The following is a 25,994-nucleotide window of genomic DNA, read 5'->3' on the forward strand; positions in this document are numbered from 1 at the left end:
AGTGAACAGTGAAAATGACTGACACCGAAGACAATTCGAACGAAATCGACACTTCGCCGCAGGAGGGGCAGGTTCCCGCTCGGGCTAACGGCATGTCCGTGCCGGAGATGCGGGAGTGGCTGCGCAACTGGGTGGCCAATGCCACCGGTCAGCCGGCGGACTCCATCAACGAGTCGGTGCCGATGGTCGAGCTCGGCCTGGCGTCGCGCGACGCGGTCGCCATGGCGTCCGATATCGAGGACCTCACCGGTGTCACGCTGACCGCCACGGTGGCGTTCCGGCACCCGACCATCGAGTCGCTGGCGCAGGTCATCGTCGAGGGCGAGCCCGAGGAAGACACGGACGCCGCGAACGCCGAGGACTGGTCCCGCGACGCCGACGACGACGCGATGAACATCGCGATTGTCGGCCTGGCCACCCGCTTCCCGGGTGACATGAACACGCCCGACGAGATGTGGCGGGCGCTGGTCGAAGGCCGCGACGCCATCACCGACCTGCCCGAGGGCCGCTGGGAAGAGTTCCTGTCCGAGCCCCGGATCGCCGAGCGCGTGGCCAAGGCCCGCACCCGCGGCGGCTACCTGTCGGACATCAAGGGCTTCGACGCCGAGTTCTTCGCGCTGGCCAAGATGGAAGCCGACAACATCGATCCGCAGCAGCGGATGGCGCTCGAATTGACCTGGGAGGCACTGGAGTTCGCCCGTATCCCGGCGTCGTCGCTGCGCGGCGAGTCGGTAGGCGTGTTCGTCGGTAGCTCGACCAACGACTACAGCTTCCTGTCGGTGTCCGACCCGTCGATCACGCACCCGTACGCCATCACCGGCACCGCGAGCTCCATCATCGCCAACCGGGTGTCGTACTTCTTCGACTTCCGCGGGCCGTCGATGGCCATCGACACCGCGTGTTCGTCGTCGCTGGTCGCGATCCACGAGGGCGTCAAGGCGCTGCGCTCGGGTGAGGCCAGCGTCGTCGTCGCCGGTGGTGTCAACGCCCTGGTGACCCCGATGGTGACGGTCGGCTTCGACGAGGTCGGCGGCGTCCTGGCGCCGGACGGCCGCATCAAGTCGTTCAGCTCCGATGCCGACGGCTACGCCCGTTCCGAGGGTGGCGGCATGGTCGTGCTCAAGCGCGTCGCCGACGCCCGTCGCGACGGTGACGAGATCCTCGCGGTGATCACCGGTTCGGCCATCAACCACGACGGCCGCTCCAACGGCATGCTGGCCCCGAACCCCGACGCGCAGGAAGCGGTGCTGCGCAAGGCCTACAAGGACGCCGGCGTCGACCCGAAGACCGTCGATTACATCGAGGCGCACGGTACCGGCACCATCCTGGGTGACCCGATCGAGGCCGACGCGCTCGGCCGCGTCGTGGGCCGTGGCCGCGCCGCCGACAAGCCGGCGCTGCTGGGCGCCGTGAAATCCAATGTGGGACACCTGGAGTCGGCCGCCGGTGCGGCCAGCGTCGCGAAGATGACGCTGGCGCTGTACCACGACAAGCTGCCGCCGTCGATCAACTACGCGGGCCCCAACCCGTACATCGACTTCGACAAGGAACACCTCAAGGTCAACGCCGAGCTGTCGGACTGGCCGCGTTACAGCGGTCACGCCATCGCCGGTGTCTCCGGTTTCGGTTTCGGTGGCGCCAACGCGCACATCGTCATGCGTCAGGTGCTGCCCAGTGACCTCGTCGAGCCGGAGCCGAAAGAGGTTGTGGCCGAGGAGAAGCCGGCCTCGGATGCGGGCGCCGTCTACGTGGGTGGCGTCAAGATGGACGAGTACGGCGAGTTCATCGACGACGACAACGACACGCGTGGTGACGCCGAGTTCTACGGCTACGGGACCGACGACGAGCCCGAGCTCCCCGGCCTGACCGAGCGGGCGCTGGAGCTGATCGAGGCCGGCCGCGCCGAGCTGGAGGCTGCCGAGCCGGTCAAGCGCATTGTCCCGCTTGCGGTTTCGGGCTTCCTCACCTCGCGCAAGAAGTCGGCTGCCGCTGAGCTGGCGGACTGGATCGACAGCGAGGTGGGCCGGTCCTACTCGCTGGAGTCCATCGGTCGCTCGCTGTCGCGCCGCAACCACGGCCGTTCGCGCGCAGTGATTCTCGCGCACGACCACGACGAAGCCGTCAAGGGTCTGCGGGCGCTGGCCGAGGGCAAGCAGAGCCCGCTGGTGCTGGCCGCCGATGGCCCGGTCACCAACGGCCCGGTGTGGGTGCTCGCCGGTTTCGGTGCGCAGCACCGCAAGATGGGCAAGAGCCTGTACCTGAACGATCCCATCTTCGCGGAGTGGATCAACAAGGTCGACGCGCTCATCCAGGACGAGCGTGGCTACTCGGTCGTCGAGCTGATCCTCGACGACGCCATCGACTACACCAACGAGACCTGCGAATACCCGATCGAGGTCGTCCAGACCGTGATCTTCGCGCTGCAGATCGCGCTCGGCGAGCTGCTGAAGGCGCACGGCGCGAAACCCGGTGCGGTAGTTGGCCAGTCGCTCGGTGAAGCGGCCGCGGCCTACTTCTCCGGTGGCCTGTCGCTGGCCGACGCCACCCGCACGATCTGCTCGCGTGCCCACCTCATGGGTGAGGGCGAGGCCATGCTGTTCGGCGAGTACATCCGCCTGATGGCGCTGGTCGAGTACTCGGCCGAGGAGATCAAGACGGTCTTCGCCGACTTCCCGGGCCTCGAGGTGTGCGTCTACGCCGCCCCGACCCAGACCGTCATCGGAGGTCCGCCGGAGCAGGTCGACGCGATCATCGCCCGCGCCGAATCCGAGGGCAAGTTCGCCCGCAAGATGCAGACCAAGGGCGCCAGCCACACACAGCAGATGGACCCGCTGCTCGGTGAGCTGTCCGCGGAAATCCAGGGCATCGAGCCGCGCCCGCTGCAGACGGCCTACTACTCGACGGTGCACGAGGGTCAGCTGATCCGGGCCGGTGCGGAGCCGATCCACGATGTCGAGTACTGGAAGAAGGGGCTGCGCCACAGCGTCTACTTCACCCACGGCATCCGCAACGCCGTCGACAACGGGCACACCACCTTCCTCGAGCTTGCGCCGAACCCGGTGGCACTCATGCAGGTTGGGCTCACCACGATGTCGGCCGGCCTGCATGACGGTCAGCTGATCCCGACCCTCGCCCGTAAGCAGGACGAGGTCGACTCGATGACCAACGCCATGGCCCAGCTGTTCGTGCACGGCCACGACCTGGACTTCCGGACGCTGTTCTCGCCGGCCGAGAACCCGGCCGTCGACTACGCGCCCATCCCGCCGACGCGCTTCAAGCGCAAGCCGCACTGGCTGGACGCGCACTTCACCGCCGACAGCTCGGCCATCGAGCCGGGCAGCCACGTCGCGACCCCGGACGGCCGGCACGTGTGGGAGTACGCCCCGCGCGGCGAGGTCGACGCCGCGGCGCTGGCCAAGCTGGTGAAAGCCGCTGCGGCGCAGGTGCTTCCGGATGCGGCGCTGACCGCTTACGAGCAGCGTGCCATCCCGGGTGAGGGCGCGCGCTTGGTCACCACGCTGACCCGGCACCCCGGTGGCGGCACGGTGCAGGTGCACGCCCGCATGGGCGAGTCCTTCACCCTGGTGTACGACGCCGTCGTCACCCGCGGTGGTGATGGTGCGGCGCTGCCGGTCGCCATGGGTGGTGCGGCCCTGCCGGCCGCCGTCGGCGCATCAGTGGCCGAAACCGCCGCCGCCGCACCGGAACCCGAAGACGACGCCGCCATCCTGCAGGACAACCTGACCGCGGGCGCCGGCCTGGCCGCCGGTTTCAAGAAGTGGTCGCCGGATTCCGGCGAGACCGTCGCGGACCGGTTGGGTGCCATCGTCGGCGGCGCCATGGGCTACGAGCCTGAGGACCTGCCGTGGGAGGTGCCGCTGATCGAGCTGGGTCTGGACTCGCTGATGGCGGTCCGGATCAAGAACCGCGTCGAGTACGACTTCGACCTGCCTCCGATCCAGCTGACCGCGGTGCGTGACGCCAACCTGTACGCGGTGGAGAAGCTGATCCACTACGCCATCGAGCACCGCGACGAGGTCGGCCAGCTTGCCGAGGCACAGAAGGGGCAGACGGCCGAGGAGATCGCCGCCGCGCAGGCCGAATTGATGGGTGGCGCGACGACGGTCGCCGAGCTGGAGGCCAAGCTGGCCGAGGCCGGGCACCCGCTGGCCGACAAGGACGACGACAAGCCGGCGGCGGCCGAGATCGCCACGGACTCCGCTGTCGCGCTGGAGGTTCCGCCGCCCCCGACGAACCCCGCCGGCCCGGCGGCCGTCCCGCCGCCGCCGACGAACCCGTCGGGACCGGCCGGACCGAGCCAGGCGACCGCTGCGGCGGCTGCCGCCAAGGTCCTCACGCAGGAGGCGGTCACCGAGGCGCTCGGCGCCGACGTGCCGCCGCGCGATGCGGCTGAGCGCGTCACCTTCGCGACGTGGGCGATCGTCACCGGCAAGTCACCGGGTGGCATCTTCAACGAGCTGCCGGCCGTCGACGACGCGACCGCGACCAAACTGTCCGAGCGGCTTTCCGAGCGCGCCGAGGGCATCGTGACGGTCGAGCAGGTGCGGACGGCCAAGACGATCGAAGAGCTGTCCACGATCGTGCGTGATCAGCTGGAAGACGGCGTGGTGGACGGCTTCGTCCGCACCCTGCGGGCACCGAAAGAAGGTGGGTCGCAGGTACCCCTGTTCGTCTTCCACCCGGCCGGTGGCTCGACGGTGGTCTACGAGCCGCTGTTGAAGCGCCTGCCCGAGGACATCCCGGTCTACGGCATCGAACGCGTCGAAGGCTCCATCGAGGAGCGCGCCGCCGAGTACGTGCCGAAGCTGCTGGAGATGCACAAGGGCCCGTTCGTGCTGGCCGGTTGGTCGCTGGGTGGGGCGCTGGCATACGCGTGCGCCATCGGGCTCAAGCAGGCCGGTGCCGATGTGCAGTACGTCGGGTTGATCGACTGCGTGCGACCCGGCACGCCGATCGACAAGAGCCAGGCCGGTATGCGAGCCCGCTGGGATCGCTATGCCCGCTTCGCCGAGCGCACCTTCAACGTCGAGATTCCGGAGATTCCGTACGAGGAGCTGGAGAAGCTCGACGACGAGGGCCAGGTGAAGTTCGTGCTGGACATCGTCGCGCAGAGCGGCGTGCAGATCCCGGGCGGCATCATCGAGCACCAGCGCACGTCGTATCTCGACAACCGCGCGCTGGACACCATCGACATCCAGCCGTATGACGGCCACGTCGTGCTCTACATGGCGGACCGTTACCACGACGACGCGATCGTGTTCGAACCTGCGTACGCGACCCGTCAGCCCGACGGCGGATGGGGCGAGTTCGCGCCCGATCTCGAGGTCGTGAATATCGGCGGCGAGCACATCCAGGCCATCGACGAGCCGTACATTGCCAAGGTCGGGGCGCACATGAGCCAGGCCATCAACCAGATCCAGGCCGGGAAGTAGTAGGAGAACCGTGACTGAAGTTACCGAACAGCGCAGCCCTGCCACGACGGCAGAGAAGCTCGCAGAGCTTCGCCGAAAGCTGGAGCTGGCAGCCGATCCCGGTGACGAGAAGGCCAAGGCGCGGCGCGACAAGAAGGGCATTCCGTCGGCCCGCGCCCGCATCCACGCGCTCGTCGACCCGGGCAGCTTCTTCGAGATCGGCGCGCTCGCCAAGACGCCCGGCGACCCGAACGCGCTGTACGGCGACGGTGTGGTGACCGGCCACGCCACCATCGACGGCCGTCCGGTCGCGGTGTTCAGCCATGACCAGACGGTGTTCCAGGGCTCGGTCGGCGAGATGTTCGGCCGCAAGGTCGCCAAGCTGATGGAGTGGGTGGCCATGGTCGGCTGCCCGATCATCGGCATCAACGACTCCGCGGGTGCCCGCATCCAGGACGCCGTCACCTCGCTGGCCTGGTACGCCGAGCTCGGCCGCCGCCACGAGATGCTGCGCGGCACGGTGCCGGAGATCTCGATCATCCTCGGCAAGTGCGCCGGTGGTGCGGTGTACTCGCCGATCCAGACCGACCTGTTGGTGGCCGTGCGCGATCAGGGCTACATGTTCATCACCGGCCCGGACGTCATCAAGGACGTCACCGGCGAGGACGTGACGTTCGACGAGCTCGGTGGCGCGGATGTCCAGGCGCAGCGCGGCAACATCCACAAGGTCGTCGAGGACGAGGCCGCCGCCTTCCAGTACGTCCGCGACTACCTGAGCTTCCTGCCTGCCAACACCTGGGACGACCCGCCGATCGTCAACCCGGGCCTGGAGCCGGAGCTGACGCCCAGCGACTTCGAGCTGGACAAGATCGTGCCGGACGCCGACAACGCCGGCTACGACATGATGGACATCCTGCTCCGCATGTTCGACGACGGCGACATCTTCGAGATCGCCGAACAGCGCGCTCCGGAGATGATCACCGCGTTCGCGCGGGTCGACGGCCGGCCGGTCGGCGTCATCGCCAACCAGCCGCTGTTCATGGCGGGCGCCATCGGTAACGAGGCCTCCGACAAGGCGGCCGGGTTCATCCGGTTCTGCGACTCCTTCAACCTGCCTTTGGTTTTCGTCGTCGACACCCCCGGCGCCCTGCCGGGTGTCGCCGAGGAGACCGGCGGCATCATCAAGCGCGGTGGCCGCTTCTTCAACGCCATCGTCGAGGCCGACGTGCCGAAGGTGACGTTCGTGATCCGTAAGGCCTACGGCGGTGGTTACGCCGTCATGGGCTCGAAGCAGCTGTCGGCCGACCTCAACTTCGCCTGGCCGACCGCACGCATCGCGGTGATCGGTGCCCAGGGTGCGGCGCAGCTGCTGGTGAAGCGCTTCCCCGATCCGAATGCGCCCGAGGTGCAGAAGATCAAGGCGGACTTCATCGAGGGCTACAACGCCAACATGGCGATTCCGTGGACCGCGGCAGAACGTGGCTACATCGATGCCGTGATCCAGCCGCACGAGTCCCGGCTGCTGCTGCGCAAGTCGCTGAAGTTGTTGCGCGACAAGCAGAAGCACGACCGCATCGCCCGCAAGCACGGCCTGACGCCACTCTGATCTCGCGCGAGCTGACTCAAATGTCCCCCGACACACAGTGTTTGGGGGACATTTGCGTCTGGTGGCCGATGTTTGCGATGGGGCCGTCGTGGGTAGTGCCAGACCGTCAGCGACGGTCGTCGCAGGATGACACTCTTCGTACCAAGGTGGTTGACGCATGGCATTGACGGAATCGCGTGCCGGTCAGGCTCGAAACGGCGAAGCGGTGACCGACACCGATGCCGGTGTGCTCCCCCCGGTCCCGGCCCGAACGCGCCGGGCCTTCTGGTGGCTGGAGCGGTTCGCGCCCGCGATCGGAGCTCGCTGGGCCACCGAATTGTGGTGCACGGTTCCGGACGTCGACCTGAGCACCAAGATGCCGCCCGGTCTGCCGGACAGCACGCCGTTTGAAGCGGCGTGGGACGGCCACCGCATTGCCGGGCAGTCGTGGGGTTCGGGCCCGTTGGTCTACCTGGTACACGGCTGGGGCGGGTGCCGGGCGCACATGGCGGTTTTCGTCAAACCCCTTGTCGCGGCGGGGTATCGGGTCATCGCGTTCGACCTCCCCAGCCACCACGATTCGGAGCCGGGGGCACTGGCGCCGGGCCGCACCACCATCGTCGAGTGCGCGGAAGCAGTGCGGGCCGTCATCGCTCAGCACGGGCCGGCGCACGCCGTAGTCGGTCATTCGCTGGGTGCAAAGGCGGCGGCGCTGGCCGCGGCGCGCGGTGCGCAGACGGGGCGCTTGGTGTTCCTCGCCCCGATGGGCGACTTCACCTGGTACCTGGACGCTTTCGCCGAACGCCACAACTTCGGGCCGCGGATCCGGGACCGCCTGCACCGGCGCCTGGACCGACGGCTCGGCATGCCGCTGCTGGGCACCGACATCACCGCGTCGGCCAAATACGCCGGCGACCGGCCGCTACTGCTCATCCACGATCCGGATGATCCGGACAGCCCCTACTCGTCCAGTGTCGAGATCGCAGAGGTGTGGCCTGGCGCGCGGCTCGAGACCACGAAGGGCCTGGGCCGGCTGGCCCACTACCGGATTCTGCGGCATCGCCCGGCGATCACCGCCGGCGTCGACTTCATCGGGACACCCTAGGCGCTGCCGAAATTGGCGAGCCGTGATGTTCGCGCGGCGGATGCGAATTCGACCCGCCGCGCGAACATGAGGGCCAGGTTCTCTATTGAGTTGTCAAGGTGCGCAATGCTTTGCGTGTTAGGCGGCTGTGTCGAGGTGCATGGTGCGGCGGTTGTATGCGGGGATGGGTTTTCGGTGTGGGTCGACGGCCGCGGGTGGGATGAGCCAGGGGTGTTTGTCCAGGCCCATGACGACGTCCCAGCCGTCGTGGTGGACGTTGGCGTGGCAGGCTGGGCACAGCAGGCAGCCGTTGGCTAGTGAGGTCTCACCGTGGTGGGTCCAGTGGATGATGTGGTGGGCGTGGGTGCGTCCGGGTGGGGCGCCGCATTTGATGCAGCATTCATCGCGGTGATAGAGCGCTTTGCGTAGGTGCGCCGGGAACAGGCGTTTCTCGCGCCCCATATCGAGGGGTACGTGTTCGCCGTCGACGATCATGGTGGTGACGGTGGTGTCGCAGCAGATTCGTTCCAGGGTCATGGTGCTGATCGATCCGATGAATTCCAGTGTGGCCAGGTCGGGGGCGTCGGCGGGCACGGTGATCAGCAGTTGGGTGCGCGGCGCGGACGCGGTGTCGCCGCCGCGGGCGGCGATGTCCAGCACCGCTTCCAGCGCGTCGGCCCGCCGCCTGCCCGCCGTGCGGGTGTCGGGGGTGCCGTCGGGTTCTGGCCGCGGTGCCGAGTGTTCCTCGATCGCTGCGACCAGCTTGGCGCCCACCTCCACGTCCAAGTCCGCGCGCACCTGCACCCGACCATCGGAGGTGACGCGGTGCTCGACGGTGTTGACCGACCGATCCTCGGCGGCCGGCAGGCCCCCTTCGGCGGCGGCGACCCGGTTGCCCAGCCGGCGGGCGCGTTTGTCGATGTCTGCGGGGGTGGCGCCGGAGAAGAACTGCCCCAACAGATCGGTCACCTGCGCGAACCGGGTCTCCTCGTCCACCTCACCGGGTGCGCGGGCTTGGATGTGGTTGATGCCTTTGACGATCGCATCCACATGCTCACCGGAGATCGCCCCATCGCGAGCGTGCGCAGCGAGGGTCGGCAACATTGGCAACGCGCCGCCGACACGCACCAGTCGCTGTGCCACCGACGGGGCACACCCCAACGCCATCAACACCTCCCGCGACGTCCGTCCCTGCGCGGCCGCGACCCCGCGGCGATCCAGCACCCCGGTCACCATCGCTGCCAGATGATCGATCACATTGCGCAGCTTCACCACGTACGGCAGCGCCTCCAGAATGTCGCCCGCGGGCATGTCGTCGGGGACCTGCACGCCGCGGAGGGTGTCGAGGCTGGTGGTGAGTTCCGGTGCGATTCCCATAACACACTATATCGAACATATGTTCGACTCGCAACGGTGGGTTTTCGCATTTTTGTGGTGAGGTCTCAGGACACCGGCGAGCGCGGCCGACGGTTGCCGGGCGTAGGCCGGGTGCGGGTCGGTGTATTCGGCGAGGACCTCACCGAGTAGGCCGGTGATGATGGTTGACTCGCCCGGCGGTGATGGCCAGAGCCCGTCCGAAGGCGTGGTGTACGTCGATTTTGTAGGCGGCGGAATCGCGCGTGAGGGTTGTCTGTGGAAGGGGATCTACCGTTCCGGGCACCGCCTCCGGTTTGTTACCGCGCTGATAAGAAATCCGGGGCGCACGGCCGCGGCAATGTGACGGGTGACGCACACCGGCTGCTGCGCGTCAGTCCTGACGGGCGAATCTTCGCAGGTAGAAACCACGATGCCGAAATCGCGTCTGTTTCAGGACATGACAGCCCTGTTAACGCGGTCGCACAGGCTCAGAGGGGTTCTGTGCGTTCTTTTGACAGTCGTTCGGCCGGTTCTAGCCTCATGTTTCGACGGCTCGAAAGGAGGGCTTTGTGGCCGAGTTGGCAGGAAGCCCGGCGACGTCCGGCGATGCGTTGTTGCGACTGTCCAAGTACTTTCACCGCGGCGAGATCTCCGGGGACCAGCGCACGATCCACAAGGTCGGCGGGCGCTCGGCGGACGACTTCTATCGCGACCGCTGGGCCCACGACAAGGTGGTGCGCTCCACGCATGGCGTCAACTGCACCGGTTCGTGCTCGTGGAAGATCTACGTCAAGGACGGCGTGATCACCTGGGAGTCGCAACAAACCGACTACCCGTCGATCGGCGCCGACAAGCCCGAATACGAGCCGCGCGGCTGCCCTCGTGGCGCGTCCTTCTCCTGGTACACGTATTCGCCTGCGCGCGTGCGTTATCCGTACGTCCGGGGTCTCCTGCTCGACTACTACCGCGAAGCCAAGGAACGGTTGCAGGACCCGGTGCTGGCCTGGGCCGACGTCGTCGAGGACCCGGTGAAGGCCAAGGCCTACAAGTCGGCGCGCGGCCGCGGCGGCTTCGTCCGCGCCGAGTGGTGGGAGGCCGCCGAGATCGCCGCGGCCGCCCACGTCTACACCGTCAAGACCTACGGCCCGGACCGTGTCGCGGGCTTCTCACCGATCCCCGCCATGTCGATGGTGAGTCATGCCGTTGGGGCACGGTTCATTTCGCTCATGGGCGGGTCGATGCTGTCGTTCTACGACTGGTACGCCGACCTGCCGGTGGCATCGCCGCAGGTGTTCGGTGACCAGACCGACGTCCCCGAATCCGCCGACTGGTTCGACGCCGGCTATCTGATCATGTGGGGCTCGAACGTCCCCGTCACGCGCACGCCCGACGCGCACTACATGACCGAGGCGCGCTACCGCGGCCAGAAAGTCGTTGTGGTGTCGCCGGATTACGCCGACAACACCAAGTTCGCCGACGAATGGCTGCCGGCCCACCCGGGTACCGACGCCGCGCTCGCGATGTCGATGGGCCACGTCATCCTCAAGGAGTTCTTCGTCGAGAAGAACACCCCGTACTTCACCGACTACGTCAAGAAGTACACCGACCTGCCGTTCCTGGTCGCTCTGACCGAGCGCGACGGCCGGTTGGTGCCCGGAAAGTTCCTCACCGCAGCGGATCTCGGCGGCGAACACGCGGACACGGAAGCCGCGGTCTCCAAGCCGGTACTGCTCGACGCCGACGGCGCCCCGGTGGTGCCGAACGGGTCCCTGGGCCATCGCTTCACCGCCTCCGGTGAAGGAAAATGGAACCTGGACCTGCAGGGGGTCGACCCCCTCCTCACGCTGCACGGTGGCGCCAATGATGTCGCTACCGTTGCACTCCCTCGGTTCGATACCGACCAGCCCGGCGTCCTGGAGCGCGGCGTCCCGACCAGAATCGTTGCGGGACAGCGTGTCACCACGGTCTTCGACCTCATGCTTGCCCAGTACGGCGTGGCCCGTGACGGTCTGCCGGGCACTTGGCCCACCGGCTACGACGACGCCACCGAGCCGTACACCCCGGCGTGGCAGCAGGCCATCACCGGCGTGCCGGCGCAGGCCGCGGAGCGTATCGCGCGCGAATTCGCCGACAACGCAGAGCGTTCCAAAGGCCGCTCGATGATCCTCATGGGTGCCGGCACGAATCACTGGTTCCATTCGGATCAGATCTACCGCTCGTTCCTGTCTCTTGTGATGCTCACCGGCTGTCAGGGCGTCAACGGCGGCGGCTGGGCACACTACGTCGGCCAGGAGAAGTGTCGTCCGGTAACAGGCTGGGGGACACTGGCATTCGGGCTGGACTGGCAGCGGGCACCGCGCCAGATGCAGGGCACCGTTTTCTGGTACCTGGCCACCGACCAGTGGCGCTACGACAGGTTCACCACCGAGCCGATGACCTCACCGCTCGCCACCGGCATGCTGGCGGGCCGCACCGCGGCGGACAACATCGCTCTCGCGAGCCGGCTGGGGTGGATGCCGAGTTACCCGACGTTCAACCGTAATCCGCTGGATCTGGCCGACGAAGCCGAGCGTCAGGGCAAGGACGCTGCACAGCATGTACTGGACGGCCTGAAGTCCGGGCACCTGCAGTTCGCCTGCGAGGACCCGGATGCTCCGGAGAATTTCCCGCGCTGCCTGACGGTGTGGCGGTCGAACCTGCTGGGCTCGTCGGCGAAAGGCAACGAGTACTTCCTCAAGCACCTGCTGGGCGCCGACAACAACGTGGCGGCCAGCGATGAGGACGGCGTACATCCGCAGGATGTGCGCTGGCGCGACGAGGCACCGGCAGGGAAGCTGGATCTGCTGCTGTCCTTGGACTTCCGCAACACCAGCACGACGCTGTACTCGGACATCGTGCTCCCGGCCGCGACGTGGTACGAGAAGCACGACCTCTCGAGTACCGACATGCATCCTTTCGTCCACGCCTTCTCGCCGGCCATCTCGCCGCCGTGGGAAACCAAGACCGACTTCGACGCCTTTCACCGGATCGCCCGCGGCTTCTCCTGGCTCGCCGAGAAGCACCTGGGTAAGCGCAAGGACATCGTCGCGATGCCGCTGGCCCACGACAGCTCCGACGCCACCGCCCAGCCCGGCGGAAAGGTTCTGGACTGGAAAGCCGGCGAATGCGAACCGATTCCGGGAAAGACCATGCCGCGCCTGGTGACGGTGGAACGCGACTACCCGGCGCTGGCCGACAAGATGGCCGCGCTCGGCCCCCTCGTCGAAACGCTGGGTCTGACGGTCAAGGGCGTCACCACCCACCCCGATGCCGAAGTCGAGTACCTGGCCGGCGTCAACGGAGTGTCCGATCGTGGCGTCGCGGCGGGACGGCCGTCGCTGGCCAAGGACACGCACGCGGCCGAAGCCATCCTCGCGCTGTCCGGCACCACCAACGGCCGCCTGGCGGTGGAGGGCTTTGAGGCCCTGCAGCGTCGGACGGGAACCGAACTCGTCGACCTGGCCGCCGAGAACGAAGGCAAGCGAATCACCTTCGCGGACACCCAGTCCCGGCCCATGCCGGTCAACACCTCGCCGGAGTGGTCGGGGTCCGAAACCGGTGGCCGGCGCTATTCACCTTTCACCATCAACACCGAGCGGCTCAAGCCGTGGCACACCCTCACCGGGCGCCAGCACTTCTATCTCGACCACGACTGGATGGACGAGATGGGGGAGCAGTTGCCGACGTTCCGCCCGCCGTTGGACATGACCGCATTGTTCGACGAGCCGGCCGTCGGTGACACCAGTGGTGGCATCACCGTCCGCTACCTGACACCGCACTCCAAGTGGTCCATCCACTCGGCGTACCAGGACAACCTGTACATGCTCACGCTTTCCCGTGGTGGACAGGCGATCTGGATGTCGGATGTCGACGCCGCCAAGATCGGGGTGAAGGACAACGACTGGATCGAGTGCACCAACCGCAACGGTGTGGTGAACGCGCGCGCGATCGTCAGCCACCGGATGCCCGAGGGCCTGGTCTTCATGTACCACGCCCAGGACAAGGCGGTCGACGTGCCGCGTACCGAGAAGACCGGCAAGCGCGGCGGTATTCACAACGCCCTGACCCGCATCATGATCAAGCCCACGCACTTGATCGGCGGCTATGCCCAGCAGTCCTTCGCACTGAACTACCACGGCCCCACGGGTAATCAGCGCGACGAGGTGACGACGATCCGTCGCCGTTCGCAAGAAGTGGAGTACTGACCTATGAGAGTCATGGCGCAACTTGCGATGGTGATGAACCTCGACAAGTGCATCGGCTGTCACACCTGCAGCGTCACCTGCAAGCAGGCGTGGACCAACCGCAGCGGTGTCGAGTACGTCTGGTTCAACAATGTGGAAACCCGCCCCGGGCAGGGCTATCCGCGCCAGTACCAGGACCAGGAGCGCTGGAAGGGCGGGTGGACGCTCAACAAGCGCGGCAAGCTCACGCTCAGATCGGGCTCGCGGTTCAAGCGGCTGCTGAACATCTTCGCCAATCCGGACCTGCCCACGGTCAGCGACTACTATGACCCGTGGACGTACGACTACGACAACCTGCTGTCGTCGCCATTGATGGACACGACGCCCGTGGCCCGGCCCAAGTCGCTGATCACCGGGCAGGACACCAAGGTCACCTGGGGCGCCAACTGGGACGACGATCTCGGCGGCGGACCCGAGCAGGTGGGCCGGGATCCGTTGCTGGCCAAGGTCGAAGAGGTCAGCCAGAAGGTCAAGCTCGAATTCGAGCAGACGTTCATGTTCTACCTGCCGCGGATCTGCGAGCACTGCCTGAACCCGGCCTGTGCCGCGGCGTGCCCGTCGGGCGCCATCTACAAGCGTGCCGAGGACGGCATCGTCCTGGTGGATCAGGACAAGTGCCGCGGCTGGCGCCAGTGCGTCACCGGCTGCCCGTACAAGAAGATCTACTTCAACCACAAGACCGGCAAGGCCGAGAAGTGCACCTTCTGTTACCCCCGTGTCGAGGTGGGTATCCCGACGGTCTGCTCCGAGACGTGCGTCGGCCGGCTGCGGTACATCGGTGTGATGCTCTACGACGCCGACAAGGTGCTGGAAGCGGCGTCGGTCACCGATGAAAAGGACCTGTATCCGTCGCAGCTCGGGGTGTTCCTCAACCCGCACGACCCGCGCGTGGTCGCCGAGGCCGAGCGAGCCGGCATCTCGCCCGAATGGATTGAGGCTGCGCAGAATTCACCGGTCTACCGGCTGATCGTCGATTACCAGGTGGCGCTGCCGTTGCACCCGGAATACCGCACCATGCCGATGGTCTGGTACGTCCCTCCGCTGTCGCCGGTGGTGGACATCCTCAAGGAAACCGGCCACGACGGCGAGAACAAGAACAACCTGTTCGGCGCCATCGACACGCTGCGGATCCCGATCGAGTACCTCGCCGAGCTGTTCACCGCGGGGGAGGTCGGGCCCGTCCGGGCGGCCTTACAGCGACTGGCCGCCATGCGCGCCTACATGCGGTCGGCGAACCTCGGCGAGGAGTTCGACGAGACCATTCCCGAGTCGGTGCGACTCACCGGCGAGGAGATCGAGTCGATGTACCGGCTGCTGGCCATCGCCAAATACCAAGACCGATACGTCATTCCGAGCGGTGCGGGTTCCGACGCGCACCGACTCGACGCGATCGCCACCGGCTGCAGCCTCGACGGTGACGGTGGTCCGGGAATGTCGGCCTTCGACGCGATGGCTGACAAGTTCCACCTCGTCGACACCAACAGTGCTGTGCCGAAGGACGATCCGACGCGGGTCAACCTGCTCAGCTGGGACGGCCGCAGTCCCGACGGACTGGTGCCGAGCCGATGAAGCTCCTGTCCCTGGGGCGCCGGACGGCGACCGGTCCGGACCTGTCCGAGCACCAGCAACGGCTGGTGTGGCGCATCACGGCGCTGTTGCTCGACTACCCGACCGCCGAAACATGCGCCCTCACCGACGAACTGGCTGCTGCCGCAGGTGAACTGCCGGAGCCGATCCGCACTCACGTGACCGACTTCCTGTGGTACTTCTGCGAGACCAACGCCACCGAGCGCGCCACCCGGTACGTCGAGACGTTCGACATGCGCCGACGGACGAGCCTGCACCTGACGTATTACGCCTACGGCGACACCCGCAAGAGAGGGATGGCGCTGCTGCGGTTCAAGCACGCCTATCGGCAGGCGGACATCACCATCGGCGACGAAGAGCTGCCCGACTACCTGCCGCTGGTGCTCGAATTCGCCGCCACCGTCGACCAGGCGCGCGGCGAACGACTCCTGGCCGAGCACGTGCCGGTTCTCGAGCTGTTGCGGCTGTCGTTGCAGGACAGCGGTTCTCCATATGCCGCTCTGCTGGCCGCGGTCCTGGCGACCCTGCCGCCGATCAACACCGCCGATCGCCGGCGCATCACTGAACTCGCCGCCGACGGCCCGCCAGAGGAGGACGTCGGCCTGGATCCGTTCGGCATGGATCCGATGATGATGGATCCCGCCATGACTGGAGGCAGACGATGACCAACCTCTTGTGGATGACGTTGCCGTACATCGCCTTCACGTCGTTCGTGTTGGGGCACATCTGGCGCTACCGGACCGACCAATTCGGCTGGACCACAAGGTCATCGCAGATCTACGAGAGCCGACTGCTGCGGCTCGGCAGCCCACTGTTCCACTTCGGCATCCTCGGCGTGCTGGGCGGACACGTAGTCGGCCTGCTCATCCCGGAATCGTGGACTTCGGCGATCGGCATTTCCGAACACACCTATCACCTGATGGCGATCGGGATGGGTGCGCCGGCGGGGTTCGCGGTGATCGCCGGCGCCGCCATCCTGTTGTACCGCCGTACGAAGGTGCCCGCCGTACGCGCTGCCACCACCGTCAGTGACAAGCTCATGTACCTGCTGCTGGTCGGCGCACTGGTCACCGGCATGGTCAACACCCTGGGCAACGTGGTGTCGGCATACAACTACCGGGAGACCGTATCCCCTTGGCTACGGAGTCTTTTCACTCCGCACCCGACGCCCGAATTGATGTCGACAGCGCCCCTGTCCTTCCAGGTGCACGTGCTCATCGTCCTGACGCTTTTCGGTATCTGGCCCTACACGCGGCTGGTGCACATGTTCAGCGCCCCGGTCGGGTACCTGGTGCGGCCGTACGTCGTCTACCGCAGCCGGGACCCGCAGCGCGCCAGCAACAGTCGGTACGCGAAGGCCTGGGTGACGCCGCAGGCGCCGCCTCCTCGCAGTCGCTGGGTCTAGATCCTGCTGCTGTGCCGAACGTCAAGAGCGAGAAATCGCCGAATCTTGGTCATCTACTTCACGTTCGGCGTTTGAGACGCCTCACACGATGACCCGCCTGCGGGTGAGTGAATTGTCACCGCCGGGTCATCGCTCGGAGCCTCGGGGAAACATGAAAATTCTATGTTTGCAACATGTTTCGATCTCGAACCATTACTGACTGGGACCCCGAAGACATCGTTGCCTGGGAGGCCGGTAACAAGAATGTCGCCCGGCGGAACCTGATCTGGTCGGTGATCGCGGAGCACATCGGGCTCTCGGTCTGGACCATGTGGTCGGTCATGGTGTTGTTCATGCCGCAGTCCGTGTACGGCTTCACCGCCGGGGACAAGTTCCTGCTGGCCGCCACCGCGACTCTCGTGGGTGGCTGCCTGCGCATCCCGTACACGATGGCGACCGCGACCTTCGGTGGCCGCAACTGGACCGTCTTCTCCGCGCTCGTGCTCTTCGTTCCGACGCTGGGCAGCATGTGGCTGCTGGCGCATCCGGGGCTTCCGTTGTGGCCGTATCTCGTGTGTGCGGCACTCGCCGGCCTCGGTGGTGGCAACTTCGCGTCGTCGATGACCAACATCAACGCGTTCTACCCGCAGCGACTCAAGGGCTGGGCGCTCGGAATCAACGCCGGCGGAGGCAATCTCGGTGTGCCGGCCATTCAGGTGGTGGGCCTGCTGGTGATCGCCGTGGCGGGTAACCGCGCACCCCACTGGGTGTGCGCGATCTACCTTGTCCTGTTGGCTGTCGCCGCGATCGGTGCCGCTTTGTTCATGAACAACCTTGCACAGCACCGAATCGACTCCGGGGCGATGCGTGCCATCCTGACCGAGCCGGACACCTGGAGCATCGCTTTCCTGTACATCGGGACGTTCGGCTCGTTCATCGGCTTCTCGTTCGCCTTCAGCCAGGTCCTGCAGATCAACTTCGTCGCGGGTGGCCAGAGTGCCGCGCAGGCGGCGCTGCACGCGGCTCAGATCGCGTTCGTGGGTCCGCTGCTCGGTTCGGTGGCCCGGGTCTACGGCGGGAAGCTCGCCGACCGCATCGGCGGTGCTCGCGTGACCGTGGCAGCCTTCGCCGGCATGATCGTGTTTGGCGCACTGCTGATTTCGGTGTCGACCTACCACGACCACACTGGCGGTGCCGTCGACGCGGCCACCCTGACCGGCTTCATCGTCGGCTTCGTCGCGCTGTTCATCCTGTCGGGTATCGGCAACGGTTCGGTGTACAAGATGATCCCGTCGATCTTCGAGGCCCGCAGCCACTCGGTGGTGGGCAGCAAGATCGACCGGCAGAACTGGTCCCGCGGGATGTCCGGCGCCCTCATCGGCTTCGCCGGTGCCATCGGCGCGCTGGGAGGCGTGGGCATCAACCTGGCGTTGCGGCAGTCCTACCTGTCCAGTGGTTCTGCCACCGCGGCGTTCTGGGTGTTCGTCACCTTCTACATCGCCGCCCTGACGCTGACCTGGACGCGCTACATCCGGACCCCGCTGCCTGTGATCGAACCCGCCCAGCCGGCCGAAGCGGTCGGCGTGGCCTGAGTCGGCCGTCCGGTCAGTTGCTGTGCGGGTCGGCCGAGTTGAGAACGGCCACCGCATGGTCGTACTCACCGCGCACTTCGGCATAACGTAAGAACTTGACGTTCTCGACCTGAATCTCATCGGCAGCCGGCTGGTTCTCGAGGATCGCGACGACTTCGCTCACGAACTGCTCGAGCGGCATGGCCCACTCGCTGTCGCGCTGCCCGGGCACCAGGTCGGTCCGCACCGCGGGCGGCTGGAGTTCCTTGAATTCCACCGAGGAACCGGCGAATTGCAGCCGCAGCGTCTCGGTCAGCAGGTGGATGGCAGCTTTGGAGGCGTTGTAGCTCGGAGTCACCTTCAGCGGAGTGAATCCCAGGCCTGACGACACGGTGATGACAGTGGCAGCGGGTTGGGTCTGCAGATGTTCGATGAATGCGGCGATGAGCCGGATCGTGCCCAGCACGTTGGTGTTGATGGTCGTTTCTGCCGCAGCCAGGAAGCTCTCCGGTGCGTGCCAGTCTTCGATCTTCATCACCCCGGCCATGGTGATCACCACGTTCACATCGGGATGCTCGGCCAGCACCTGAGTGGCCACGGCTTGGATGCTGTCGGGGTCCGCGGTGTCGATACGGACCGCATCGATCCCGGGATGTTCGGCGGTGATCTGGCGGAGCAGCTGTTCGCGGCGGCCGCCGATGATGACGTTGTTTCCTTTGTCCCGCAGGGCGATTGCCAACGCGAGCCCGATGCCGCTCGTGGCACCCGGGATGAAAATGGTGTTGCCGGAAATCTTCATGGCTCCAAGCCTGCTCGCGCACCGACCATTTGTCACATGCATATCTATGATATTCGCTATGCTCACGACGCATACCGAGCGGGCAGACTTGAATCTGCTGACACCATTGGTCGCACTGCTCGAGGAACGGCAGGTATCGCGCGCTGCGTCCCGAATCGGGCTCAGCCAACCTGCCATGAGCCGCGCCCTGCAGCGGCTGCGCAGACTGCTCGATGACCCGCTGCTCGTTCGCGATCCGGACGGATTCCGGCTGTCGGCCCGTGCCGAGGACATTCACCGCCAGCTCACCACGCTGATACCGCTGCTCGAAACCCTCCTGGCGCCAGCGGAGTTCGATCCCGGCGCGTCAACGCAGCCGGTCCACATCGCCGGGAGTGACTACGCTGTCCACACCTACGGCCCTGCCATCGCACGCTTGATCCGATCGCAGTCACCTGGCACGACAATACGTTTCCGCAGCTGGCGCCCCGACGGGATCGAGGATCAGATCCGCCGTGGCGCGGTCGATCTGGGGCTCTACGGGGGCCACACGCCGGACGATCTGAACGCCACTCAGCTCGTCACCGAGCACTTCAAGTGCGTTGTATCCGAAGGGCATCCGCTGGCGGCGCGAGGCGCGATAACCCTTGAGGAGTATCTCGAGTTCGGCCACGTGGTCGTGGACGTGGCGGATGGGGTGCAGCCCGATATCGATTACCGCATCGCGGAGCTGGGCAGGGTCCGCCGGGCGGTGGTCACGGTGCCGTATCACACCGCGACGCTTCCGATGCTTCATGGAACCGATTTGGTGGCAACACTTCCCGGTCGATTTGTCGACGCTTGGATCGCCGGCTCTGAACTACGCCTGCTGCCCGCGCCGGCCGAGATCGCGACGATGCCCTACCGGATGATCTGGCATCCTGCGTTCGAACTCGATCGTCGCCACCAGTGGCTGCGGGAGTGCGTGCGCAGTGCCGTCACCGACCACGAGTGAGTTCAGTGTTCCCGGCGGTGTGGCGCTATTCCTATTCACCGCTCGCAGCAGCCAGTCCGGCGCGTCGGGCCTCCCGGCGCTTCGACGTACTCAGGTTTCCGGCCGCGCGCGGATCTGAAATACCCAGCGCAGCAAGACGTTCGGATTCAGATACGCCACCCCAGATGCCGTACGGCTCGCCGGACAGCAGTGCAAAGGCGGCGCACGGGGCCTTCACCGGACATTGGCGACAAATCTCTTTGGCGCGTTGTTCGCGTTGTCTACGCGCCCGGCCCCGTTCGTTGTCGGGGTGAAAGAAGACGCTGGAATCCATTGAGCGGCAACGGGCAGACTCCTGCCATTCCCATTCGTCGGCCACCGGCCGGATCGCCGGTGCGGGCAGTGGCAACGCGGTTCGCTTCCCGATCATGTTCTACCTCCTGCTTCCTACTCGGTTGTTGGTCATGCGGTGACCCGTTGGCCTTTACCGACGACCGTCACCCCGCCGTCGGAGATGACGAAGCCGCGTGCCCTGTCATGCTCCTTGTCGACGCCGACCTGGGCGCCGGCCGGAATCACGACGTTCTTGTCGACAATGGCGTTGCGGACCAAGGCATGTGCGCCGATCACGGTGTTGTCCAGGATCACCGAGCGGTCCACCGTGGCGTGCTCCTCGACGCGAACACCAGGTGACAGGACCGATTCTCGGACCAGCGCGCCGGAGATGATCACGCCGTTGGAGATGACGCTGTTGACGGCGCGGCCGACCCGGTCGCCATCATCGTGGACGAACTTCGCCGGTGGGTGGGGCGGAATGTGCGTCAGGATCGGCCACGCGCTGTTGTACAAGTCGAAAGCCGGGACCACGGCGCACAGGTCCATGTGGGAGTCGTAGTAGGAGTCCAACGTTCCGACGTCGCGCCAGTAACCGCTGTTCTCGGCATGGGTGCCCGGGACCTGGTTGCTCTGAAAGTCGTAGACCTGGGCGCGGCCCTGTTCGACCATCATCGGCATGATGTCGCCACCCATGTCGTGCTTGCTGAACTCGTCGGCGGCGTCGGCATGTAGCGCATCGATGAGTACCTCGGTCGAGAAGACATAGTTGCCCATCGAGACGAACGATTCGTCGGGGGCGTCGGGTAGGCCCGGCGGGTCGCTGGGTTTCTCCAGGAACGCCTCGACCTGCCGTCCGTCGCCCGCGGTTTTGATCACGCCGAAGGCACTCGCCTCGCCACGCGGCACCCGGATTCCGGCGACGGTGGCGCCGGCGCCACCGTCGAGGTGCTGCTTGATCATCTGCCGCGGGTCCATGCGGTACACGTGATCGGCGCCGAAAACCGCAACGAGATCGGGCTTTTCGTCGTGAATGAGGTTCAGTGACTGGTGGATGGCGTTGGCCGAACCCGTGTACCACTGCGGGCCCAGACGCTGTTGGGCGGGTACGGGAGTCACGTAGTTGCCGAGCAGGCTGCTCATTCGCCACGTCGTGGTGATGTGGCGATCGAGGCTGTGGCTCTTGTACTGCGTGAGGACGGCGATCCGCAGTACGCCGGCGTTGACCAGATTCGAGAGCGCGAAGTCGACGAGTCGGTACAGTCCGGCGAACGGCACCGCGGGCTTGGCTCGGTCGAGTGTCAGTGGGGACAGCCGTTTGCCTTCGCCTCCGGCCAGGACCAGACCGAGGATTTTCGGATCGGCCATGTGCATTCTCCTTCTGGGCAGCGGGCGACGGCTGGTGAACTCATGGATTGGCGAAAGTTGTTGCGTTGGCGGCAGATATCACGCCTGCTCCACGGTCACGCCGGCGGCGGAAAGCTCGGAGAGTTGCCGGCTGTCGACGCCGGTGTCGGTGATCAGCAGCTGGATGTCTTCCAGCCGGCCGTACTGGGCGCCGCTGACGGCCCCGAACTTGCTGTGGTCGGCGAGCAGGATGCGGCGGTGTGCGCACGCGAGCATGCGTCGTTTCACGGCGGCTTCAGACGGGGCGGGGGTGGTGAGCCCGCGGTCGATGCTGATGCCGTTGGCGCCCAGGAAGGCGACGTCGACGTTGATCTCGGCGAGCGCGCGGGCCGCCCAATCGTCCACCTCGGCAAAGGTCTTCGACCGGACCCGGCCGCCCAATGTGTAGACCGTCAGCAGTGGCCGGTTGAGCAGGGTCAGTGCCTGCGTCAACGAGTTGGTGTACACGGTGAGTTCGCGGTCGCCGGGAAACTGCTCGACCAGCTGCGCGGTGGTGGACCCGGCGTCGATCAGAACCGATCCACGTTCCGGAAGATGTGCGAGCGCGGCCTTGGCGATGCGGGCCTTCTCGGCGAGGAACTCGGTCCGGGTCTCGACGGCAGGTTCGTAGGGGAGGTAGTCGACGCGTACCGCGCCACCGTGCACCCGCCGCAACAGGCCCTGGCGCTCCAGCAGGATGAGGTCCTTGCGGATGGTCTCGCCCGTCACGCCGAGCTCCAACGCCGTCCGGGCGGCGTCGATTCGACCATCGCGGCGAAGCATCTCGAGTAGCTGCTGTTTGCGCTGGTCGGCGTAGAGAGCGCCCGCAGCATCGCGGGAGGCGGGTCCTGTGGATGCCACGACACCTCCCTCGATCTGTGATCTGCAACACTTGGATTTGATTGCTAATGATTGTGTTTTATTGGGAATCTGTCAAGGGCGCCTCGGCGCGCCATCAGACGGGCATACCCACAAACGCCGAATGGCCAGTCATCACAGCTTTCCGACGAAAGCGTGTGACAACTGGCCATCCGGCGCAGTGAGCTAGGGCTTGATCCGCATCTTCCCCGGTGACCACAGCCCGCTGTGGACCGCGGTGCCCAGGTCCAGCTCGGCCGTCGTCGCGTCGACGACGGTCGTGAACTGACGCAGCGAGCCCCAGTCCCGGCCCCAGTCGTCGGACAGGTACGTCGACATCACGTGGGCCTTCAGCAGCACGTCGGTGATGCCCAGCAGGCCGCCGTTGATGCCGTCCTGCCAGGTGTCGGTGTCCTGCTTCTTGGCGGTGTAGTCCGGTGTGATGCGGAACTTCGGCACCTCGGTCACGCCGTTGCGCACCAGCATCGGCTGCTGACACGGGAACGCCAGGCCGACAGCCCAGTCCATCAGCACCGGCTGGGTCTTGCCGATGAACTGCTCGACGGTCTTGAGCTCGGGCACGCGCGGCGGGGTGACGGCGATCCAGTCGCCCTCGTTGAGCGAAAGGTTCACCGCCACAACGCGGACGTAGGTGGCGTCGGCCGGAATCTCGCGACGGTCGAAGCGCAGGTTGCGCCACGACGGCGTGGGGCCGATGTCGTAGGGCGCGACGCGTCCGCCGGCGACGGGGTGCCCGTCGGGGCCGGTGCGGCCGTACTCCAGCTCGACGGTCTGACCCTCGGTGCGGCCCTTGAGCGAGCTGTAGCCGGTGATGGTGCCGGCGGCCGTGACGACCACGAGCGGATGCGCGGCGTCGGCGGCCGGCAGGCCGTACCAGGCCGACGTCAGCTTGGCCTGCGAGTGCGGGCCGGTGATGTACGTGCCGGCGACCGGCACCCGCGCGGGGTCCAAGCCGTAGGGCAGCGGCACCGTCGATCCGTTGATACCCGGTGTCTTGAGCTTCGTCGCGGCGTCCCAGTCGGCGTCGGTGCCCGGCATCGGGAAGTCCTGCCGAATTGCCTCGGCGACAATACGATCCGGCACGCCATTGGGGGTGAAGCCGACGGGGCCCACGCCGCCCAGCGCGCCGAGCGGCCCGTACTCACCGGGCTGCGGCGTCAGGAAGCCGGCGTTCGAATCCGGCTCGACCAGCACGTTGTCGGCCAGTCCGCAGCCACCCTTGAGCGCCCGCAGATTGCTCGCCAGGTTCGAGTACGTCGGGTACTCGCGCACCGCGCCGATCGCCATCGATGCCACGCACACCACCACCATGAACGCGGCGGCCAGGGGAATCGGGGCCGCCGTGACCAGCCGGGTGAGGCGGCCTTCGGGACGGTCGCTGTTGAAGTGCAGCCAGAACGCCCACACCGCGGTGATCACGAACAGCACCAAAAAGATTGTGCTGAGCTTGATTCCGCCGACAGCGACCATGTCGTTGTTGAACGGCACACCGTAACTGGACACGTACCACCAGCCGTTGGTGGTGGCCGAAACCAGCGCCAGCAGGAACAGCACCGCCGAGGTGACGGCCATGCGGTTGCGCGCCGACTTCAGTACCGACCGCGACACCAGCACGGTGGCCACCGCGGCCATCGCGGCGCCCACGGCCGCGAACAGGCCGAAGTGGTGCACCCACTTGGTCGGGGTGAACATCAGGCAGAACATGGTGGCGAAGATGATGCCCATCAGGCGCCACACCGGTCCGCGGGCGATACCGGGAACCCGCTTGCGCCGCAGGATCATGAACATCGACGTGAACAGGCTCAGCGCGGCCAACAGGAAGCCGAAGCGCCGGGTCATCGAGCCGTCGACCGTCGGCAGGAACAGGTAGTAGTACCGAAGGTTCTCGGTGTACCACGCCTGGCTCGGGCCGATCGCGGTGCGAATCCTGGTGGCCTCCAACACGCCTGCCGCGGTCTGGTTGACGAACACCACGGTGAGGACGACGAAACCGGCGGCCAGCAGTGGGAGCACCAGCGGCCAGGTGCCGACCTCGCGGCGCCGCTTCACCAGGATGCGCAGAATCGGTCGGCCACCGGCGAGCAGCGCCGCCACGGCGATCAGGCCGGTCGGCTGGATCCCGAGGGTGAACGCCGCACTGATGATGGCGAGCGCCGCCGGGGTCAGCCGGCTGGTGCCGATGGCACGTTCGATCAGGACGTAGGTGATCAGGGCGCCAGTGGCGATCTGGCCTTCGGGGCGCAGGCCGTTGTCGAACGGCATCCACGCGGCCATCAGGACCAGGCCCGCGGCCCACATGGCGGCCTTGCTGCCCACGACTGCGGGTCCGAGGCGGGGGAGCACCTCGCGGGACAGCAATAGCCAGCAGATCAGCGCACAGATCAAGTCCGGCAGGCGGATCCAGATGCTGGCGTCGCTGACGTGCGTCATCAGGGCCAGCACGTTGTAGTACCAGCCGAACGGATCCTCGGGGCTACCGAACCAGCGGAAGTAGTTGATCATGTACTGCGCATGCGGCGCGACGCGCGCCATGCCCAGGATGTAGCCGTCGTCAGATGACCCGGCGCCCAGCACATGCCACAGCAGGAACCCGCCGATCACGACGCCGTCGACGATGTTGAAGGTCCGCCAGCGGCTCGGGATGAGGCGCTGCATGCGACGTCCGTCGAGGCGGTCCAGCCGCCAAAGTGCCAGCAGCGCAACGATGGTCGCCGCGATGCCGCCGAACATGGCGGTGTACTTGATGATGGTCGGCCGGTTGATGAACCGGGTGTCGATGGTGGCGGACACCGAAAGTCCCTGCGGAGCAGCGCCCTTGAGGTCGGTGAAGATGCCGACGACGGTGGGCCGCAGGTTCGGGTCGGCGAACCCGGTGCGCAGTTCCTTGCCGTCGGTGCCGGTCAGCCCGACGAACGTCGCGAAGGTGCCGTTCTTGTCGGAGATGATCTCGATGCGCGAACAACCGGGATTACCAATGGCTTTCAGTCGCGGCACGCTGGCGATCACCACGTTGCGGTCGGTGATGTCGACGCGGCTGCTGGACACGTTGACCAGCAGGCCGTTCAGTGCGGCCTGCTTGCCGTCCTTGGGTACCGTGCCGAACACCAGCCCGCCCGAGGGCGGCAGCGTCCGCAGCACGTCGCACGGGATGGTCGCCGTCATCGTCACCGGCGTCTGCGAGATCAGCGGCGCCGTCACGTTGCCGAACTGGCCCTGTTGCGGCCAGTTCAGCTGCGCTGTCGTCTGCACCACCGGCAGCAGCGGCGTCAGTGCCGACAGCACGAAGCCGATCAGGCCCGCGACGATGGCCACCCAGCGGGTGACCTTGACTTGCTGTGCGTTCATTCCCGTCCCGGTCATCGG

15 protein-coding genes are annotated in these 25,994 nt (G+C 66.5%); 9 read left to right on the forward strand and 6 right to left on the reverse strand.

What is annotated here, in order from left to right:
* Positions 1 to 14: 14 nt before the first annotated feature.
* The 3 genes from pks13 (at position 15) to ACJH6I_RS11690 (ending at position 8,122) form a co-directional block, all read left to right on the forward strand.
* A complete protein-coding gene (gene pks13 / locus ACJH6I_RS11680; protein WP_406774513.1) occupies positions 15 to 5,453 on the forward strand; it encodes a polyketide synthase Pks13 in 5,439 nt (1,812 codons plus the stop codon).
* 10 nt (positions 5,454 to 5,463) lie between these two features.
* The gene (locus ACJH6I_RS11685) at positions 5,464 to 7,038 is read left to right on the forward strand and encodes an acyl-CoA carboxylase subunit beta (RefSeq protein ID WP_212807528.1); all 1,575 of its coding nucleotides are present in this window, start codon (positions 5,464 to 5,466) and stop codon (positions 7,036 to 7,038) included.
* 157 nt (positions 7,039 to 7,195) lie between these two features.
* Positions 7,196 to 8,122 (forward strand): alpha/beta fold hydrolase, encoded by a 927-nt coding sequence (locus ACJH6I_RS11690; protein WP_318983983.1) that lies wholly within the window; start codon positions 7,196 to 7,198, stop codon positions 8,120 to 8,122.
* 117 nt (positions 8,123 to 8,239) lie between these two features.
* On the opposite strand, the gene ACJH6I_RS11695 is transcribed toward ACJH6I_RS11690, so the two are convergent.
* Positions 8,240 to 9,478: a DUF222 domain-containing protein gene (locus ACJH6I_RS11695; RefSeq protein ID WP_318983982.1), complete on the reverse strand. Its 1,239-nt coding sequence runs from the start codon at positions 9,476 to 9,478 to the stop codon at positions 8,240 to 8,242.
* A gap of 557 nt (positions 9,479 to 10,035) precedes the next feature.
* Here ACJH6I_RS11695 and ACJH6I_RS11700 point away from each other — a divergent pair.
* The 5 genes from ACJH6I_RS11700 to ACJH6I_RS11720 all read left to right on the forward strand — a co-directional run bounded on the left by ACJH6I_RS11700 (position 10,036) and on the right by ACJH6I_RS11720 (position 18,303).
* The gene (locus ACJH6I_RS11700; protein ID WP_406784112.1) at positions 10,036 to 13,701 is read left to right on the forward strand and encodes a nitrate reductase subunit alpha; all 3,666 of its coding nucleotides are present in this window, start codon (positions 10,036 to 10,038) and stop codon (positions 13,699 to 13,701) included.
* A gap of 12 nt (positions 13,702 to 13,713) precedes the next feature.
* On the forward strand, positions 13,714 to 15,309 hold the full coding sequence (narH, locus tag ACJH6I_RS11705; RefSeq protein WP_406784090.1) for a nitrate reductase subunit beta: 1,596 nt from the start codon (positions 13,714 to 13,716) through the stop codon (positions 15,307 to 15,309).
* Positions 15,306 to 15,992, forward strand: a complete 687-nt coding sequence (gene narJ / locus ACJH6I_RS11710; protein WP_318983979.1) for a nitrate reductase molybdenum cofactor assembly chaperone — start codon at positions 15,306 to 15,308, stop codon at positions 15,990 to 15,992. Before narH ends, narJ begins: the two co-directional genes overlap by 4 nt.
* Positions 15,989 to 16,732 carry a respiratory nitrate reductase subunit gamma gene (gene narI / locus ACJH6I_RS11715; RefSeq protein WP_318983978.1) on the forward strand — a complete coding sequence of 248 codons (744 nt, stop codon included), beginning with the start codon at positions 15,989 to 15,991 and terminating at the stop codon, positions 16,730 to 16,732. The genes narJ and narI overlap by 4 nt, the downstream gene beginning before the upstream one ends.
* 173 nt (positions 16,733 to 16,905) lie before the next feature.
* Complete coding sequence (locus ACJH6I_RS11720) at positions 16,906 to 18,303, forward strand: nitrate/nitrite transporter (RefSeq protein ID WP_318983977.1); 1,398 nt, start codon at positions 16,906 to 16,908, stop codon at positions 18,301 to 18,303.
* A 13-nt stretch (positions 18,304 to 18,316) separates the two neighbouring features.
* Here ACJH6I_RS11720 and ACJH6I_RS11725 read toward each other — a convergent pair whose 3' ends face one another.
* Entirely contained in the window at positions 18,317 to 19,081 is a 765-nt protein-coding gene (locus ACJH6I_RS11725; protein WP_318983976.1) for an SDR family NAD(P)-dependent oxidoreductase, read from the reverse strand.
* 58 nt (positions 19,082 to 19,139) lie between these two features.
* On the opposite strand from ACJH6I_RS11725, the gene ACJH6I_RS11730 reads away from it, so the two are divergent.
* Positions 19,140 to 20,054 carry a LysR family transcriptional regulator gene (locus tag ACJH6I_RS11730; RefSeq protein ID WP_318983975.1) on the forward strand — a complete coding sequence of 305 codons (915 nt, stop codon included), beginning with the start codon at positions 19,140 to 19,142 and terminating at the stop codon, positions 20,052 to 20,054.
* Positions 20,055 to 20,085: 31 nt separating this feature from the next.
* On the opposite strand, the gene ACJH6I_RS11735 is transcribed toward ACJH6I_RS11730, so the two are convergent.
* The 4 genes from ACJH6I_RS11735 to ACJH6I_RS11750 form a co-directional block, all read right to left on the reverse strand.
* Positions 20,086 to 20,442: a WhiB family transcriptional regulator gene (locus tag ACJH6I_RS11735; protein WP_371824588.1), complete on the reverse strand. Its 357-nt coding sequence runs from the start codon at positions 20,440 to 20,442 to the stop codon at positions 20,086 to 20,088.
* 53 nt (positions 20,443 to 20,495) lie between these two features.
* The gene (glgC, locus tag ACJH6I_RS11740) at positions 20,496 to 21,734 is read right to left on the reverse strand and encodes a glucose-1-phosphate adenylyltransferase (protein WP_212807509.1); all 1,239 of its coding nucleotides are present in this window, start codon (positions 21,732 to 21,734) and stop codon (positions 20,496 to 20,498) included.
* Between the two features lie 78 nt (positions 21,735 to 21,812).
* Positions 21,813 to 22,613, reverse strand: coding sequence for a DeoR/GlpR family DNA-binding transcription regulator (locus tag ACJH6I_RS11745; protein WP_212807507.1), 801 nt, complete (start codon positions 22,611 to 22,613; stop codon positions 21,813 to 21,815).
* A gap of 183 nt (positions 22,614 to 22,796) precedes the next feature.
* Positions 22,797 to 25,991, reverse strand: a complete 3,195-nt coding sequence (locus tag ACJH6I_RS11750) for an arabinosyltransferase domain-containing protein (protein ID WP_244872734.1) — start codon at positions 25,989 to 25,991, stop codon at positions 22,797 to 22,799.
* Positions 25,992 to 25,994: the final 3 nt, after the last annotated feature.

It is taken from the genome of Mycobacterium sp. SMC-13, from assembly GCF_045311035.1.
Taxonomy (GTDB): domain Bacteria; phylum Actinomycetota; class Actinomycetes; order Mycobacteriales; family Mycobacteriaceae; genus Mycobacterium.

Coding starts and splice junctions, on each gene's coding strand:
- narH (WP_406784090.1), top strand. CDS start 13,714: ATGGCGCAACTTGCGATGGTGATGAACCTCGACAAGTGCATCGGCTGT.
- glgC (WP_212807509.1), bottom strand. CDS start 21,734: ATGGCCGATCCGAAAATCCTCGGTCTGGTCCTGGCCGGAGGCGAAGGC.
- ACJH6I_RS11730 (WP_318983975.1), top strand. CDS start 19,140: ATGCTCACGACGCATACCGAGCGGGCAGACTTGAATCTGCTGACACCA.
- ACJH6I_RS11750 (WP_244872734.1), bottom strand. CDS start 25,991: ATGACCGGGACGGGAATGAACGCACAGCAAGTCAAGGTCACCCGCTGG.
- narI (WP_318983978.1), top strand. CDS start 15,989: ATGACCAACCTCTTGTGGATGACGTTGCCGTACATCGCCTTCACGTCG.
- pks13 (WP_406774513.1), top strand. CDS start 15: ATGACTGACACCGAAGACAATTCGAACGAAATCGACACTTCGCCGCAG.
- narJ (WP_318983979.1), top strand. CDS start 15,306: ATGAAGCTCCTGTCCCTGGGGCGCCGGACGGCGACCGGTCCGGACCTG.
- ACJH6I_RS11725 (WP_318983976.1), bottom strand. CDS start 19,081: ATGAAGATTTCCGGCAACACCATTTTCATCCCGGGTGCCACGAGCGGC.
- ACJH6I_RS11720 (WP_318983977.1), top strand. CDS start 16,906: ATGTTTCGATCTCGAACCATTACTGACTGGGACCCCGAAGACATCGTT.
- ACJH6I_RS11695 (WP_318983982.1), bottom strand. CDS start 9,478: ATGGGAATCGCACCGGAACTCACCACCAGCCTCGACACCCTCCGCGGC.
- ACJH6I_RS11690 (WP_318983983.1), top strand. CDS start 7,196: ATGGCATTGACGGAATCGCGTGCCGGTCAGGCTCGAAACGGCGAAGCG.